At 71.2% G+C, this 15,263-nt stretch carries 15 protein-coding genes; 8 read left to right on the forward strand and 7 right to left on the reverse strand.

Going from position 1 to position 15,263, the window contains the following annotated elements:
* Nucleotides 1–47 precede the first annotated feature (47 nt).
* From aztB to DEJ05_RS08070, 4 genes are read left to right on the forward strand one after another with little or no spacing between them, the layout of a single operon-like run.
* Entirely contained in the window at nucleotides 48–941 is an 894-nt protein-coding gene (gene aztB, locus DEJ05_RS08055) for a zinc ABC transporter permease AztB (RefSeq protein ID WP_111110177.1), read from the forward strand.
* Nucleotides 938–2,137 (forward strand): ABC transporter, encoded by a 1,200-nt coding sequence (locus DEJ05_RS08060; RefSeq protein WP_111110178.1) that lies wholly within the window; start codon nucleotides 938–940, stop codon nucleotides 2,135–2,137. The genes aztB and DEJ05_RS08060 overlap by 4 nt, the downstream gene beginning before the upstream one ends.
* Nucleotides 2,134–3,036, forward strand: coding sequence for a metal ABC transporter solute-binding protein, Zn/Mn family (locus DEJ05_RS08065; protein WP_375334833.1), 903 nt, complete (start codon nucleotides 2,134–2,136; stop codon nucleotides 3,034–3,036). Before DEJ05_RS08060 ends, DEJ05_RS08065 begins: the two co-directional genes overlap by 4 nt.
* 26 nt (nucleotides 3,037–3,062) lie before the next feature.
* Nucleotides 3,063–4,241, forward strand: coding sequence for a hypothetical protein (locus DEJ05_RS08070; RefSeq protein WP_111110179.1), 1,179 nt, complete (start codon nucleotides 3,063–3,065; stop codon nucleotides 4,239–4,241).
* A gap of 142 nt (nucleotides 4,242–4,383) precedes the next feature.
* Here the strand turns inward: DEJ05_RS08070 and DEJ05_RS08075 are convergent, their stop codons facing one another.
* The 4 genes from DEJ05_RS08075 to DEJ05_RS08090 all read right to left on the reverse strand — a co-directional run bounded on the left by DEJ05_RS08075 (nucleotide 4,384) and on the right by DEJ05_RS08090 (nucleotide 9,675).
* Nucleotides 4,384–5,721: an ABC transporter substrate-binding protein gene (locus DEJ05_RS08075; RefSeq protein WP_111028690.1), complete on the reverse strand. Its 1,338-nt coding sequence runs from the start codon at nucleotides 5,719–5,721 to the stop codon at nucleotides 4,384–4,386.
* Between the two features lie 62 nt (nucleotides 5,722–5,783).
* On the reverse strand, nucleotides 5,784–6,734 hold the full coding sequence (locus tag DEJ05_RS08080) for a carbohydrate ABC transporter permease (protein ID WP_228516621.1): 951 nt from the start codon (nucleotides 6,732–6,734) through the stop codon (nucleotides 5,784–5,786).
* A complete protein-coding gene (locus DEJ05_RS08085) occupies nucleotides 6,731–7,645 on the reverse strand; it encodes a carbohydrate ABC transporter permease (RefSeq protein ID WP_027467229.1) in 915 nt (304 codons plus the stop codon). Before DEJ05_RS08085 ends, DEJ05_RS08080 begins: the two co-directional genes overlap by 4 nt.
* Nucleotides 7,642–9,675 carry a beta-galactosidase gene (locus DEJ05_RS08090; protein ID WP_111110180.1) on the reverse strand — a complete coding sequence of 678 codons (2,034 nt, stop codon included), beginning with the start codon at nucleotides 9,673–9,675 and terminating at the stop codon, nucleotides 7,642–7,644. The genes DEJ05_RS08085 and DEJ05_RS08090 overlap by 4 nt, the downstream gene beginning before the upstream one ends.
* 216 nt (nucleotides 9,676–9,891) lie before the next feature.
* On the opposite strand from DEJ05_RS08090, the gene DEJ05_RS08095 reads away from it, so the two are divergent.
* Nucleotides 9,892–10,914, forward strand: a complete 1,023-nt coding sequence (locus DEJ05_RS08095; protein ID WP_111110181.1) for a LacI family DNA-binding transcriptional regulator — start codon at nucleotides 9,892–9,894, stop codon at nucleotides 10,912–10,914.
* Nucleotides 10,915–10,999: 85 nt separating this feature from the next.
* Here DEJ05_RS08095 and DEJ05_RS08100 read toward each other — a convergent pair whose 3' ends face one another.
* Complete coding sequence (locus DEJ05_RS08100; RefSeq protein ID WP_111110182.1) at nucleotides 11,000–11,356, reverse strand: VOC family protein; 357 nt, start codon at nucleotides 11,354–11,356, stop codon at nucleotides 11,000–11,002.
* An 85-nt stretch (nucleotides 11,357–11,441) separates the two neighbouring features.
* Nucleotides 11,442–12,056, reverse strand: coding sequence for a GNAT family N-acetyltransferase (locus tag DEJ05_RS08105; RefSeq protein ID WP_111110183.1), 615 nt, complete (start codon nucleotides 12,054–12,056; stop codon nucleotides 11,442–11,444).
* An 88-nt stretch (nucleotides 12,057–12,144) separates the two neighbouring features.
* On the opposite strand from DEJ05_RS08105, the gene DEJ05_RS08110 reads away from it, so the two are divergent.
* Nucleotides 12,145–12,789, forward strand: coding sequence for a TetR family transcriptional regulator (locus DEJ05_RS08110; protein WP_181440691.1), 645 nt, complete (start codon nucleotides 12,145–12,147; stop codon nucleotides 12,787–12,789).
* Nucleotides 12,790–12,867: 78 nt separating this feature from the next.
* Nucleotides 12,868–13,329 (forward strand): DUF4383 domain-containing protein, encoded by a 462-nt coding sequence (locus tag DEJ05_RS08115; RefSeq protein ID WP_111110185.1) that lies wholly within the window; start codon nucleotides 12,868–12,870, stop codon nucleotides 13,327–13,329.
* A 61-nt stretch (nucleotides 13,330–13,390) separates the two neighbouring features.
* Here DEJ05_RS08115 and DEJ05_RS08120 read toward each other — a convergent pair whose 3' ends face one another.
* Nucleotides 13,391–14,122: an OBAP family protein gene (locus tag DEJ05_RS08120; protein ID WP_111110224.1), complete on the reverse strand. Its 732-nt coding sequence runs from the start codon at nucleotides 14,120–14,122 to the stop codon at nucleotides 13,391–13,393.
* Between the two features lie 89 nt (nucleotides 14,123–14,211).
* On the opposite strand from DEJ05_RS08120, the gene DEJ05_RS08125 reads away from it, so the two are divergent.
* Nucleotides 14,212–15,033 (forward strand): aldo/keto reductase, encoded by an 822-nt coding sequence (locus DEJ05_RS08125; RefSeq protein WP_111110186.1) that lies wholly within the window; start codon nucleotides 14,212–14,214, stop codon nucleotides 15,031–15,033.
* Nucleotides 15,034–15,263: the final 230 nt, after the last annotated feature.

The following is a 15,263-nucleotide window of genomic DNA, read 5'->3' on the forward strand; positions in this document are numbered from 1 at the left end:
AGCACGCTATCAGTATCGATACTCGTTTTCATGTAGCGTCTCGGACCGTGACCTGGCTGACCGATCCGTTCTCCGTCGACTTCATGGTGCGCGCCCTGGTCGGCGGCTCCCTGGCGGCGGTCCTCTGCGCCGTGGTCGGAACGTGGGTGCTGGTCCGGGGCATGGCGTTCCTGGGCGAGGCGCTCTCGCACGGCATGCTGCCCGGCGTCGCGATCGCCACCCTCACCGGGATCCCGCCGGTGCTCGGTGCCGCGGTGAGCGCGGGCGTGATGGTGCTCGGCGTCGGGGCAATGCGTCGTCGTGCACGACTGTCGTACGACACCTCGATCGGCCTGCTCTTCGTCGGGATGCTCGCACTCGGCGTGATCATCGTGTCGTCCTCGCGGTCGTTCGCCACCGACGTCACCGCGATCCTGTTCGGCGACGTCCTCGCCGTCACCCGGGCCGACGTCGGCGGCCTCGCGATCGCCGCAGCCGTGGCCCTGGCCGTCGCCGTGGCGTTCCACCGGCCCTTCACCGCACTGGCGTTCGACACCCGCAAGGCCACGACGCTCGGCCTGCACCCACGACTGGCCGAGGTCGTGCTCATCGGGCTCGTCACCCTGGCGGTCGTCGCCTCGTACCGGGCCGTCGGCACCCTGCTCGTCGTGGGCCTGCTGCTCGCGCCAGCGGCCGCCGCCCGTGCCTGGACCCGGCACGTGGCCTCGACGATGCTCCTCGGCGCCGGCATCGGTGCCGCCGCCGTCCTCGTCGGGCTGCTCGTCTCCTGGCACGCCGGCACCGCCGCCGGTGCGAGCATCGCCGCGGTCGCCGTCGGCGGCGTCGTGGTCTCACGCGCCCTGGCCGCCGTCGTCCTGCAGCGCACCCCGACCCCGACATCGGCGCGCGCGGCCGCGCCGGCAGCACCACGATCCGCCGCACCGTCTCGAGAGGGAGCATGAAGCACTCGACCACCAGCCGCGCCCCCGCGCGCCTCCTGTCCACCATCGGCCTCGCCACCGGCCTGGCCCTCACCGTCACCGCCTGTTCCACGGGCACCCCGTCGGCCGACGGCTCGACCGGCACCGCCCGCCCCCACGGCTACGTGGCGGGCGCGAGCGAGTCCCAGGAACCCCAGGTGCGCCTCCTGGCCGTGTCGGCATCCGGCGCGACCGCACTGCACGACCTGCTCACCGAGGAGACCACCGAACTCGACGACGTGGACGCACCGGAGCACTCGGCGACCGACGGCCGGTTCCTCGTGACGAGCGACGCCGACCGCACGACGATCGTCGACGGCGGGTCCTGGACCGTCGACCACGGCGACCACACGCACTACTACGCCGCCGAGCCGCGGGTGGTGGGCACGATCGGCGGCGGTGGCCGGGTCGCGGTGCACTCGTCCGAGACCATGACGACGATCACCTGGCCGGACCGCGCCGAGGCCGTCGTGCTCGACCGCGAGGCGCTGGGACAGGGCGAGGTCGACGAGACCACCCGGATCGACGCGAGCGTCCTGCTGCCGATGGGCGAGCAGCTCGTGGCGGCCGACGGCGACACGGTCCGCGTGCTCGACGCGGACGGCGAAGCGACCGACCCCGCCGGCACCGCACAGACCTGCACCGACCCCGCCGGCGGGATCGTCACCCGCGCCGGTGCCGTCGTGGGCTGCGCCGACGGAGCGGTCGTGGTGGACGACGCCGGCGAGCCCTCGTTCGTCGACCTGCCCGACGGTGCCGAGCGTCCGACGGCCTTCGCCGCACGCGCCGGCCGGCCCACCGTCGCCGGACTGGCCGGCACCACCGGGTTCTGGTTGCTCGACGTGCGACAGGGCTCGTGGCGGCTCGTGCCGACCGAACGGCCCCTGCGCGCCGTGGTCGCGGTGGACGACGAGGACGAGCACGTGGTCGGGGTCGACGACTCCGGGCGGGTGGTCGTCGTGACCGTTTCGACGGGGAAGGTGGCCACGACGACGGCGCTCATCGACATCGGCGCAGACGACCCCGCGCCGATGCTGCAGCTCGACGCCCAGCGCGCCTACGCGGCCGACCCCGCGGACGGCACCGTGCACGAGATCGACTACGCCGACGGCGCCCGGGTTGCCCGCACGATCGAGCTCCCCGTCACCCCCGTCGCCTTCGCCGAGGTCGGACTGTGACCGGCACCAGAGCCCTGACCGCGGGTCTCGTCGCCGCGATCGTCGCCCTCGTCGCCACGGGGTGCACCACCGCCGGCTCCGACCGGCCCCTCGTCGCGGTGACGACGAACATCCTCGGCGACGTCGTCAGCGAAGTCGTCGGGGACCAGGCCGACGTCATGGTCCTCATGCCCCCGGGCGCCGACCCCCACTCGTTCGAGGTCTCCGCGCAGGAAGCCGCACGACTGCGGAGCGCCGACCTGGTGGTCGAGAACGGGCTCGGGCTCGAAGAAGGGGTCGCCCGTCACGTCGCGGCGGCAGCCGAGGACGGCGTGCCGGTCTCCACCGCCGGGGACGCGTTCGACCTGCTGGAGTGGACCACCGAGGACGACAGCGGCCCCGACCCGCACTTCTGGACCGACCCCGCCCGGATGGTCGACGTGGTCGAGGCCCTCGACCAGGACCTGCGCGACGCCGGCATCGAGCCGACCGGCACCGATGCCTACCTGGACGAGCTGCGCGACCTGGACGACACGATGACGACCGCGTTCCGGACCGTGCCCGAGGAACGCCGGGCGCTCGTCACGAACCACCATGTGTTCGGGTACCTGGCCGACCACTACGGGTTCCGGGTCGTCGGGGCGGTGATCCCGAGCGGGACCACCCTGGCCTCCCCGAGCGCCGCCGACCTGCGCGACCTGGCCGACGCCATCGACGAGGCGGGGGTCCGGACGATCTTCGCCGACGCCTCGCAGCCCGCGCGACTGGCCGAAGTACTCGCGGAAGAGGTCGACCTGCACGTCGAGATCCGACCGCTGGCGACGGAGTCCCTCACCGAGGACGGCGACGCCTCCACCTACCTCGGCATGATGCGCTCGAACACCGAGGCCATCGTCGACGGCCTGTCGACTGGTAAATGAGAATGAGAATCAATACAGTGAGCGACATGACGAACACGAAGACGCTCCGGGCCGCGTGGCCCGCCGCCCTGCTCGGCGCGGCCGCCCTGGCCCTGACCGGGTGCGCCACGAACACCGACGCCGGGTCCGACACCACTGCGACCCCGAAGGCCGACGGGACCCGCATCACCCTGACCTACGACGGCGGCCTGCTCGTCCTCGACCAGGACCTGCGGGTCGTGGCCGACGACGCGATCGACGGCTTCACCCGGGTCAACCCCGCCGGCGACGGACGCCACGTGCTCGTCACCGTGCCCGAGGGCTTCCGGGTCCTCGACACGCAGGCCGAGCCGGCCCTGACCGACGCGGTCTTCCCCGCCGACACCGGTGGCCACGCGGTAGTCCACGGCGACCGCACCGCCCTGTTCGCCGACGGCACCGGCGACGTGACGACGTTCGACCACACCGAGCTCGACGGCGCCGACCTGCCCGAGGTCGAGACGACGAAGTCCGAGGCCGCCCACCACGGCGTCGCGATCGAGCTCGAGGACGGCACGCTCCTGACGACCATCGGCACCGAGGAGAGCCGCTCCGGCGTGCGCGCCCTGGACGCCGACGGCACGGAGATCACCCGGTCCGAGGAGTGCCCCGACGTGCACGGCGAGGGTGCGGTCAAGGGTGAGGTCGCGGTGTTCGGCTGCACCGACGGCGCCCTGGTCTACCAGGACGGCGCGTTCGAGAAGATCGACGCCCCGACCGAGTACGGCCGCACCGGCAACCTGTTCACCACCGAGGACTCGTCCGTCGCGGTCGGCGACTACAACGACGACCCCGACAGCGAGGGCTACCTGCTCGACCAGATCGCCCTGATCGACGCGGCCTCGGGGAAGTACACCGTCGCGGACATGCCCGACGGCGTCGGCTTCACGTTCCGCGACCTGGCTCGCGGCCCCGGCGACGAGGCCGTCGTGCTCGGCGACGACGGTGCCCTGCACACCTTCGACGAGACCACCGGCGAGCAGCTGGAGTCGTACCCGGTGATCGACGCGTGGGAGGGCCCGGCCGAGTGGCAGGACGCCCACCCGGCCCTGAAGGTCGAGGGTGACATCGCCTACGTCACCGACCCCGCCGAGCGGAAGGTCCACGCGGTCGACCTGACCACCGGGAAGGTCATCGCCTCGAGCGACGAGCTGCCGGGCGTGCCCAAGGAGATCGCGGTCGCGTAGCGACGAGCAAGACGAGCGCGCTGCGAGCGCGCGACGGGGTCCGGAACACGACCCCGAGACGGACAGGAGGCCCGTGGCGATCCCGCCACGGGCCTCCTGTCCGCTGTCAGCGCGTGGACCGCGCGACGTCAGCCGCCGTCCGTCAGCCCTTGACCGGGATCGACTGCGCCTTGAGCGCCGCGATGGTCTTGGACTGCCCGGACTCGAGCGCCTCGCTCAGGGTGCCCGAGCCGGACGCCGCCTGCCCGAAGCCGTCGGACACGTCCGAGTAGGTCTGCGTCATCGTCGGACCCCAGGTGAAGGGCTGGATGTCCTTCGCCGCGGTCGCGAACTCCTCGTAGATCTTCTGGCCGCCGTAGAAGTCGAGCCCCTCGGTCAGGGCCGGCAGGTCGGCGCCGGTGGTCGAGGCCGGGTACAGGTTGGCCTCCTTGTTCAGCGCGGAGAGCGCCTCGGTCGAGGTGTTCAGCCAGACCAGGAACTTCGACGCCTCGGCCGGGTGCTTGCTGCCCGCGAAGACGACGTTCGACGAACCGCCCCAGGCGGCCGACTTGGTCTCGCCGGACTTCCACTGCGGCATCGGGGCGACGGCCCACTTGCCCGAGGTCGACGGCGCACCGCTGGAGATGGTGTTCGCACCCCAGACCGCGGAGACCCAGGTCCAGTCCTTGCCGCTGTCGTAGGCGTTGTTCCACTGGTCGGTGAAGCTCGGCAGGGTGTTGACGAGCTTCTTGTCGATCAGGTCCTGCCAGTAGTCGGCGACCTTCTTCGACGCGGCGTCGTCCAGGTTGACCTTCCAGTCCTGGCCGGAGTTCTCGAACCACTGGCCGCCGGCCTGCGAGACGAGCCCGGCGAACTGGTTGACGTCACCCTTGGCGAAGTTGGTGATGTTGCCGCCGAGCTTCTTGATCTTCACGGCGTCCTCGGCGTACTCCTCCCACGTCTTCGGGGCGTCGAGGCCTGCCTTCTCGAACAGGTCCTTGCGGTAGTACAGCGCCATCGGGCCGGAGTCCTGCGGCACGGCGTAGACCGACTTCGACTCACCGAAGGTGACCTGGTTCCACAGGCCGTCGGAGAAGTCCTTCTTCGCGTCGCTGATGCCGGCGCACGCGCCGATGTCCTCGAGGCCGCCCTGCACGCGGAACGCCGGCAGGGTGTCGTACTCGACCTGGCCGATGTCCGGCGCCTGCTTGGCCTTCAGCTGGTTGAAGAAGTTCTGGTAGGTGCCGCTGTTGCCGTTCGCGACGATCGAGACCTTGACCTGGATGTCCGGGTTGGCCTTGTTCCAGATCGCGACGACCTTGTCCATGTTCGGCACCCAGGTCGTGAAGTCGAGGGTGACCTTGCCGTCCGAGGGCTTGCAGCTCGCGGCGGCGGTGTCGGATCCACCGCCGCTGCTGCTGCCACCGGTGCTGCAGCCGGCGAGGGCCACGGTGGCGGCCACGGCGATCGCGGCGACGCTGAGGAACTTCGTTGTCTTCATGCTGTTTCCGTTCGGATGTGGTGTGGGGAGAGCTGGTGCGGGAAGGGGTGCGGGTCGAGGGGCTACTTCAGGCCGCCGGAGCCGAGGCCGGAGCGCCAGAAGCGCTGCAGGCTCAGGAACGCGATGAGCAGCGGGATGATCGAGACGAACGACCCGATGAGCACGAGGGTGCGCAGGTCCGGGTACTGGTTCACGCTCGAGTTCCACGTGTAGAGGCCGAGGGTGACGGGGAACAGCGACGAGTCGCGGAGCATCACGAGCGGCAGGAAGAAGTTGTTCCACACGGCGACGAACTGGAACAGGAAGATCGTCACGAGCGCGGGCGACATGAGCCGCACGGCCACGGTGAAGAACGTGCGGACCTCGCCGGAGCCGTCGATGCGGGCCGCTTCGATGATCTCGTCCGGCACGCTCGACGCCGCGAACAGCCGTGACAGGTAGACGCCGAACGGGCTGACGATGCTCGGCAGGAACACCGACCAGAACGTGTCGGTCAGGTCGACCTGGCTGAAGATGAGGAACAGCGGCAGGGCCAGGGCGGTCGCCGGCACGAGCACGCCGCCGAGGAACACGTTGAACAGGACCTCGCGGCCGCGGAACCGGTACTTGGCCAGGGCGTACCCGCACATCGCGGAGAGCACGGTGCCGAGCAGGCCGGCGACCCCGGCGTAGGCGATGCTGTTCAGCAGCCAGCGCAGGTAGATGCCGTCCTGCCGCGTGAACAGCTCGACGAGGTTGCCGAAGAAGTCCTGCACCGAAGTGGCGCTGAACCACAGCGAGAACGTCGAGTTGAAGTTCGCAGCGGTCTTGGTGGACGAGACCAGCAGCCAGAAGATCGGCAGCAGGAAGTAGAGGGTGAAGACCCCCATCACGATCATCGCGGCGCTGCGCGAGATGACGCTCTCACGGGGACCGCGCGCTCCGCGCTGGTGCGGACGGGAGGCCCGGTTCGGCTCGAGCGGTCGGCCGACGTCGCGGACGAGGTCACCTTGGGACGGGGCGTTGACGGTCATTCGGCGGCCTTCCGCTGGGTCAGTCGGAGGAACCCGATCGACAGGACGAACGTGGCGACGGCGAGGACGACCGAGAACGCCGCGGCGAGGTTGAAGTTCGGCACCGAGGACGTCGAGTAGACGAGCATGTTCGGCGTGAACGTCGACGAGATGGTCGAGGTGAACTGGCGGAACACGGTCGGCTCGGTCAGCAGCTGCAGCGTGCCGATGACGGAGAACACCGCGGTGAGGACGATGGCCGGTACCACGAGCGGGATCTTGATCGACAGGGCGATCCGGAGCTGGGACGCACCGTCGAGCTTCGCTGCCTCGTACACCTCGGCGGGGATCGCGAGGAGCGAGGAGTAGATGATGAGCATGTTGTAGCCGACGTAGACCCAGGTCACGACGTTGGCGACGGCCCACAGCACGGTGCTGCCGCCGAGCAGGTCGACCCGCGAGGTCACGGCGGAGAACGGCGACAGGTCGGGGGCGTAGAGGTAGCCCCACATGATCGCGGCGATGACGCCCGGCACCGCGTACGGCGCGAAGAACGCCAGGCGGAAGAACCGCTTGCCGCGCAGCAGCGGGGAGTCGAGCAGCAGGGCGAACAGGAGCGCGAGCCCGAGCATCACCGGCACCTGCACGACACCGAACAGCAGCACGCGGAGCACGGAACTCCAGAACTCGCCGTCCTGGAACACCAGGGCGTACTGGCTCAGGCCGCCGAAGACCTGCGTCGGGGCGCCGAACGTGCCCTGGCGCTCGATCTTCTGCAGCGACTCCCACACGGCGTAGAGGATGGGGACCAGGTAGAACGCCGTGAACAGGACGGCGAACGGCAGGACGAAGATCGCGATCGCGCGGCGGTAGCGGAACCCGCCGCCCCGGCGTCGTCGGGTCGCGCTGGGCGACTGTGCGGTGGTGGTCATGAGCGGTTCCTGTCGGTGCGGATGATCTGGGTCCCGCCGGGGGCGATGGCGGTGGTGCCGGTGACCGGGCGGTCGGCGACGAGCTCGTGGCCGGCCTCGTGGTGCTCGACGGTGCGCTCGGAGTGGTTCAGCAGGAAGACCCACTCGTGGGTGTCGTCCAGGCGACGCACGACCTCGAGTCCGGGGCGGACGGCGGGGTCGGCGCGCACCCCGGCCTCGTCGAGGACGCGGTGGACGAAGCCGCCCAGCGCACCGGCGTCGAGCACCGTGGACGTGTACCAGGCGGTCCCGGCGCCGTGCTCGTTTCGGGTGACGGCAGGGCGGCCGGCGAGCGAGCCCTCGGCGTAGTCGACGACGCTCGTCGCACCGCGCAGCTCGACCGGCTCCGACCAGACGCTGCCGGTCGTGCCGTCGGACAGTGCGATCGTGGCGTCGGCGGCGAGCGGGAGGAACTCGTCCACCCGCACGCCGAGCAGGTCGCGGAAGGCGCCGGGGTAGCCGCCGGTGCGGACCCGGTCGCGCTCGTCGACGATGCCGCTGAAGCAGCTGACGATCGCGTGCCCGCCGCCGGCGACGTGGTCGGCGATGACGGCCGCGTGCTCGTCGCGCACCAGGTACAGCTCGGGGACGACGACGAGCGCGTACCCGTCGAGCGGTGCCCCGGGGGCGACGACGTCGACGGTCACGCCGAGGTCCCAGAGCGCGGCGTGGAACGCGTGGACCTGCTCCAGGTAGCGGAGCGCGGTGCTGGGGTGGGCCTCCAGGTCGGCCGCCCACTGGTTCTCCCAGCTGAAGACGAGCGCCACGTCGGCGACCACACGGGAGCCGCGCAGCTCACCGAGCCGCTCGACCAGGGCGCCGAGCGCGACCACGTCGTGCCACGTCCCCGACTCGGTGCCGGCGTGCGGCAGCAGCGCGGAGTGGAACTTCTCGCTGCCCTGCACGGATGCGCGCCACTGGAAGAAGCAGACCCCGTCGGCGCCGCGGGCGATGTGCGCCGCGGTGTTCCGGAGCATCTCGCCCGGGGCCTTCGCGACGTTGTGCGGCTGCCAGTTGACGGCACCCGTCGAGTGCTCCATGAGCAGCCAGGGGGCGCCGCCGGCCAGGCCACGGGTGGTGTCGGCGGCGAAGGCGAGCTCGACGTGCGGCCGGGGCAGACGGTGGTCCAGGTAGTGGTCGTTCGCGATGACGTCCATGTCGCCGGCCCACGACCAGTAGTCGAGCGCCGTGATGTGCGCGGCGACCATGAAGTTCGTCGTGACGGGCTTGTCGCTCAGCTCGCGCAGGACGGCGGCCTCGGCGCGGTGGTGGCCGAGGAGTTCGTCGGACGAGAACCGGTCGAAGTCGATGGTCTGCGCCGGGTTCGTGAACGACAGCGTCGCGCGGGGCGGCAGCACCTGCTCCCACGCGGAGTAGCGCTGGCTCCAGAACGAGGTGCCCCACGCGGCGTTGAGCGCGTCGATGGTGCCGTACCGGGCCTGCAGCCAGCCGCGGAACGCCTGGGCGGAGACGTCGCAGTAGCAGTGCGCGTTGTGGCAGCCGAGCTCGTTCGACACGTGCCAGAGCCGCACGGCGGGGTGGTCGCCGTAGCGCTCGGCGGTGGCGCGGACCAGGGCGAGGGCGTGCTCACGGTAGATCGGCGAACTCGGGCAGAACGCCTGGCGGCCACCGGGCCAGCGGGTGGTGCCGTCGGCGACGACGGGCAGGACCTCGGGGTACCGGGTGGTGAGCCACGGCGGTGTGGAGGCGGTGCCGGTGCCCAGGTCGACCCCGATGCCCGCGCCGTGCAGCAGCTCGATGACGGTGTCGAGCGCGGCGAAGTCGTACTCGCCCTGCCGCGGTTCGACGTGCGACCAGCCGAAGACGTTGATCGCGACGAGGTTCACGCCGGCCTCGCGCATGAGCCGGACGTCCTCGACCCACACCTCGGGGTCCCACTGCTCGGGGTTGTAGTCGCACCCGAACGCGAGGCCCGTCGAGCCGAGGCCGAGCGCGCCGGTGGCGGTCGTCGGCAGGGTGGTGGTCGTCACGGGGATCCTCGCTGATCGGGGCGACCCCGGCCGCCTCGGTCGCGTGCGACCCCTTCGACGGCGAAGGCCACCCAGTGTTCTGGGAGCGCTCCCAGTTCGCCCCGGCCGATCGGGGCCGGATGTTTCTGGGAGCGCTCCCAGATCAAACACCAGCGGCTGCACCCTGTCAACTGCGAGGCGTTCCGAGGGCTCCTCAGTGGCGGATATGGTTGCCCCATGTCCGAGGTCCGATCCGCTCGTCAGCGCGCCACGATCCAGGACGTCGCCGACGAAGCGGGGATGTCGCGCGGCACCGTCTCACGGGTGCTCAACGACGAGCCGTACGTGTCCCCGAAGGCGCGCGAGGCCGTGCAGGACGCCGTCCGACGCGTCGGCTACGTGCGCAGCGCCGCCGCCCGCAGCCTGGTCACCCGGCGTTCCGGGGCGATCGCGCTCATCGTCCACGAACCCTCGGTCGTGGTGCTCGACGACCCCAACATCGGCAACATCCTGATCGGCACGAACGCCGTGCTGTCCGACGCCGACCAGCAGCTCGTCACGATCATGGTCGACTCCGCCCGCGACAGCGAGCGCGTGGTCGAGTACCTGCGCGGTGGGTTCGTCGACGGCGCCATCGTGCTGTCCGCCCGCGACGGCGACCCGATCATCGGCGCGATCGAGGAGATCGGCATGCCCGCGTGCTTCGTCGGGCACCCGTCCGACGCCGCGAACATCTCGTACATCGGCATCGACAACCGCGCCGCCGCCGAGCAGATCACCCGGCGCCTGGTCGACACCGGTCGACGCCGGATCGGGATGCTGGCGTCGGGACTCGACCGTGACTCCGGCCAGGACCGCCTGGCGGGGTTCACCGCGGCACTCGGCGAGCGCTTCGACCCCGACCTCGTCGCCCGGAACCCCCTGTTCAGCTACACCGCCGGCGCCGAGGGCATGCGCGAGCTGCTCGAGCGAGCCCCGGACATCGACGGCGTGTTCGCCGCGTCGGACGCGGTCGCCGCCGGTGCGATGGACGTCCTGCAGCGCACCGGCCGGAGCGTGCCGGGTGACGTCGGTGTGGTCGGGTTCGACGACAGCGCCTGGGCGCTGCGGTGCGACCCGCAGCTGTCGACGGTGCGGCAGCCGGCGCGCCTGCTCGGCGAGCAGGCGGCGCACCAGGTCCTCGAGCAGATCGGCGGCACCGACGACGGCCCACGCGGTCTGCTGTTGCCGACGGAGGTCGTCTGGCGCGGGTCCGCGTAGCCAGCCGCAGAACGGACGGGAGGCCCGTGGCGGCGTCGCCACGGGCCTCCAGTCCCTCCGTGGGTGCGTCCCGCACCCGGCCGGGTCAGCCCTGCGGCGGCGAGTAGAGCTGCAGGTCGTTGCCCTCGCTGTCCTTGAAGGGGATGATCTTGCCCCACGGGTGCTCGCTGATCTCGCCCTGGATGTCCGCGCCGCGCTCCTTGAGCGCGGCGACCTCGTCCTCGATGCTGCCGTCCGGCTGGAACGACACGACGGCGCCGCCGTCGCTCGCCTGGCTGGTGGACTCGCGCCCGTTCAGGCCGATCATCAGGCCGCCGGCGTCGATCTCGCTCCAGTCGTCGGACTGGTCCTTGACGGTGAGACCGAGCGTGTCGCGGTAGAACGCGACGGCGCGCTCCATGTCGCTGACCGGGACCCAGACTGCTGCGACTCCACTTGCCATGGTGTTTCCTCTCGTCGTGGTGTGCCGTGGACGGTAGGCAGCGCTCGTGCACGCCGGTACAGGGTCGGTGTCCCCCGGCGTCGGGTCAGCCGGCGGCCGGACGCCACATGCTGATCGGGGTCGCCGCGCGGAACCCCGCGATCGGCGCGCCGTCCGTGAACCCGTGCCGTCGGTACAGCCGGCGGTTCACCGGGGTGGAGGACTCCAGGTACGCGCCGTCCGCGGTCCGGTCCGCGCGCTCGAGTGCGTGGCCGAGCAGCAGTCCGCCGATGCCCCGACCACGTGCTGACGCCGACACCCCGATCTCGGCGAGGTACCAGTGCGGGGTGACCGGTCGGGCGCGCTCCATGCGGCGCAGGTGGGCGACCGCGCGGAGCGCCCCGCTGAGCCCCAGGGTCCGGAGGAACGCCGGCACCTGCCGCACGAAGGCCCGGACGCCTCCGGGCTGCCGACCGGGTGCCTGCCAGAAGGCGGCGCCGACCACCCGGTCACCGATCGTGGCGACGTCCACCCGGCGGGCGGGCGTCGGCACCGACCGGATGAGCGCGGCGAACAGTCCGGTCAGCACGGCGGGGCGGTCCTCGCCGGGTCGCGGCGGGCGGAACTCGGCGAGGACCGGATCGGCGGCGAAGGCCTCGGCGAGGACGGCCGCGGCCGCCTCGAGCTCGGCGGGTCCTGCTGCTCGGACGACGGTCTCCATGCTGACTCCTCGGGTGCTCGATGATTTGGCCACGTGGCCGACTTCATCTTCGCGGCCGGTCCTGCACGCGCCCCGTACGCTTCCTGTGATGACCGAGGACCAGCAGTCGCGCGGGTACCGCAGCCGACAGGACCGGCGTGCGGAACTACTCGACGCCGCCGCCCTGGTCGTGCGGGACGACGGCCTGCGCGGCCTCACCACCCGGGCCGTCGCCGCTCGCGCCGGCGTCGCCCACGGTGTCGTGCACTACGTCTTCGGTGCTCGACGCAACCTGGTCGTCGCGCTGCTCGAACGGCAGGCACGTGCGGTCCTGCCGCCGGTGCTCGCGGCCGCCGACGAGCACGACGACCTCGCCGCCGCGCTCGAGGCGGGGATCTCCGCGTACCTCGACCTGGTGCGGCGCGAGCCCGAGCGGTTCCGGGTGCTCGAAGCCCTGAGCGCGACGTCCCTCGCCCCGGACGGCGACGGGGACCTGCTCGACGCCGAACGACGGCTCTGGCGCGACGGCGTGGTCGCCGGGATCGAGCGCTGGACCGCACGGCACGGGGCGACGCCGTCCGAGCCGGTGCCCGTGGTCGCCGACGCCGTGATCACCCTGGTCGACGGGCTCGCCCGCGCCGCGTGGAGCGATCCGGACGGCACCGCGACCGCCCGATCGCGGGCGTTGCTGGTGCGCGGATTGACCACCGCGGTGACCGCCGTCGAGACCGCCGCCGGGACCGCCGAGCACTGACCTGCAAACCGACCGGGGAAGCGCTCCGAATGTCATGTGTGCCGCACACTGCGGCGCGTACAGAAAAGAGGGCTGATCATGACCAGCAGCGCAGCAACCGCACGCACCGCCCCCGGTTCGACGTGGACCCAGCGGGGCGCGTTCGTCTTCGGTGTCGTCTTCCTGATCGTCGGCATCGCCGGGTTCATCCCCGGACTCACCATGGACATGGGCTCGATGTCCATGGCCGGACACGGCTCCATGGCCCTGCTCCTGGGCCTGTTCCAGGTGTCCGTCCTGCACAACATCGTGCACCTGCTCTTCGGCATCGTCGGGCTGCTCGCCGCCCGCCGCGCAGCCTCCGCACGCCTGTACCTCGTCGCCGGCGGCATCGTCTACGCGGTGCTCTTCGTCTACGGGCTCTTCACCGCGGGCGTGGCCGGCGGCGCGAACTTCGTGCCGCTGAACAGCGCGGACAACGTGCTGCACGCCTTCCTGGCCGTCGCGATGATCGTGCTCGGCTTCGTCCTGCCGCGGATCGGGACGCGCACCGCGCGCTGAACCGCACCACATGACGGACGGGAGGCCCGTGGCGACACCGCCACGGGCCTCCCGTCCGTCGTCAGGGGCGTCCGTCGTCCACGTCGACGACGCCCGGGGTCGGGCTCGTGCCCGTGAAGGCGTCGCGCATCGTGCCGACACCGCACTGCGGGTGGGCGCGGTCCAGGTACTTCGCCCGCGACTCCTTGCGCGGTTCCGGATCGGTGCGCATCGCCTGGTTCCGGTCCTGCTGCAGCGCACTGTCCACCTCGCCCTCGCGGTTGAACGACCACATCAGCATCGGATCACCGATCGGCAGGTCGTGTGCGGGCTGCGAGCCCATCGGGGTGCTGTGCCAGGTGTGCCAGGTCTTGCCGTACGAGTTCACCAGGTGCCCCATCAGCTCGGTCTCCACCGCGATCGGCAGGCCCGGAGCGACGAGTTCACCGGAGAACACCTCGTGGTTGTGCGGGTGCCACGACGCCCGCTCGTCCTCGGGCAGGGACTCGAAGAGCCGCTCGGACACGATGTACTCGATGCCGATCAGGTTCGCGTCGGCGGTGTTGCCGTCGAAGAGCACGCACTGCAGCATCTCGGCGTTCACCACCTTGCAGAAGTGGTGCGCCTCCATCTGCACGGCTGGCTCGCCCTTCACGCAGTGGAAGCCGACCACGTAGACGTCGAAACCCCGCAGCGGCGCCGAGGTCTGCAGCACGGCGGCGCCGCGGTCGAGCAGGGCGAGCTCGAAGCCGCCGGGCTCTCCGGGCGGGGTGACACCGGTCTTCCGGTCGTGCACGGTGGGGTTCAGGGGCATGCGGGCGTCCTTCCGTCCGTTCGAGGTGGGCGCCATGCAACCCGGCAGCCCCTCGGAACGCTGTGCGGTTGCGGCGTACTGTCCGCTGCATGCCCGCACTCATCGACACGTTCACCCTGTCCAACGGTCTGCACATCCCGAAGATCGGCTTCGGCACCTGGCAGATCCCGTCCGGCTCCGACGCGTACGACGCCACGAAGACCGCCCTCGACCTCGGCTACCGCCACATCGACACCGCCCTGGCGTACGGGAACGAGGCGAGCGTCGGCGAGGCCGTCCGCGACAGCGGCATCCCCCGCGACGAACTCTTCATCACCACGAAGCTGCCGGCCGAGATCAAGACGGCCTCGGGCGCCCGCGACGCCTTCGAGGAGTCGAGCCGCAACCTCGGCCTCGGACACGTCGACCTCTACCTGATCCACGCGCCGTGGCCCTGGAGCGACATGGGCTCCGATCACCGCGACGGCAACGTCGAGGTCTGGAAGGTCTTCGAGGAGCTCTACGACGCCGGCCGCACCAAGAGCATCGGTGTCTCGAACTTCGCCGTCGCCGACCTCGAGGACCTGCTCGGCCGCACGGACGTCGTCCCGCACGCCAACCAGATCCGCTGGTTCATCGGCAACACCCAGGACGAAACGACCGCTTTCGACCGCGAGCACGACATCCTGACCGAGGGATACTCCCCGCTCGCCACCGGAGGCCTGCTCGAGAACGAGCAGATCGCCGAGATCGCGGCGAAGTACGACAAGACCGTCGCGCAGGTCGCGATCCGCTACCTGCTCGAGAAGGACGTCCTGCCCCTGCCGAAGTCCACGACTCCGTCGCGCATCGCCGAGAACGCCGACGTCGACTTCGTGCTCGCCGCCGAGGACGTGGCCGCGCTCGACGCACTCGAGGACACCGCGAACTGACGCGACCCCACCCCGGACGGGAGGCGCGGTGCCAGCTGGCACCGCGCCTCCGGTCCGTACACGGCCGAGTCACGGGCGGGGCTCAGCCACCGTGCGGAGGCACGGTGATCTCGGCTACGAAGTTCCGGTCCTCGCGCTCGAGGTCGTCGTCGGGGGCGTTCACGACCGTCACGGCAATGCCGGTGGCGAGAAGGATCGGCGCGGGTTCCCTGGCCTTCGTCGTCCGGGGT

It is taken from the genome of Curtobacterium sp. MCLR17_045, assembly GCF_003234405.1.
Classification (GTDB): Bacteria; Actinomycetota; Actinomycetes; order Actinomycetales; family Microbacteriaceae; genus Curtobacterium; species Curtobacterium flaccumfaciens.

Bases quoted from the DNA above. Each gene is read 5' to 3' on its own strand.
- DEJ05_RS08110 (WP_181440691.1), top strand. From the start codon at position 12,145: ATGACCGAGGACCAGCAGTCGCGCGGGTACCGCAGCCGACAGGACCGG.
- DEJ05_RS08085 (WP_027467229.1), bottom strand. From the start codon at position 7,645: ATGACCACCACCGCACAGTCGCCCAGCGCGACCCGACGACGCCGGGGC.
- DEJ05_RS08060 (WP_111110178.1), top strand. From the start codon at position 938: ATGAAGCACTCGACCACCAGCCGCGCCCCCGCGCGCCTCCTGTCCACC.
- DEJ05_RS08120 (WP_111110224.1), bottom strand. From the start codon at position 14,122: ATGCCCCTGAACCCCACCGTGCACGACCGGAAGACCGGTGTCACCCCG.
- DEJ05_RS08100 (WP_111110182.1), bottom strand. From the start codon at position 11,356: ATGGCAAGTGGAGTCGCAGCAGTCTGGGTCCCGGTCAGCGACATGGAG.
- DEJ05_RS08125 (WP_111110186.1), top strand. From the start codon at position 14,212: ATGCCCGCACTCATCGACACGTTCACCCTGTCCAACGGTCTGCACATC.
- DEJ05_RS08105 (WP_111110183.1), bottom strand. From the start codon at position 12,056: ATGGAGACCGTCGTCCGAGCAGCAGGACCCGCCGAGCTCGAGGCGGCC.
- DEJ05_RS08070 (WP_111110179.1), top strand. From the start codon at position 3,063: ATGACGAACACGAAGACGCTCCGGGCCGCGTGGCCCGCCGCCCTGCTC.
- DEJ05_RS08095 (WP_111110181.1), top strand. From the start codon at position 9,892: ATGTCCGAGGTCCGATCCGCTCGTCAGCGCGCCACGATCCAGGACGTC.
- DEJ05_RS08075 (WP_111028690.1), bottom strand. From the start codon at position 5,721: ATGAAGACAACGAAGTTCCTCAGCGTCGCCGCGATCGCCGTGGCCGCC.
- DEJ05_RS08115 (WP_111110185.1), top strand. From the start codon at position 12,868: ATGACCAGCAGCGCAGCAACCGCACGCACCGCCCCCGGTTCGACGTGG.
- DEJ05_RS08080 (WP_228516621.1), bottom strand. From the start codon at position 6,734: ATGACCGTCAACGCCCCGTCCCAAGGTGACCTCGTCCGCGACGTCGGC.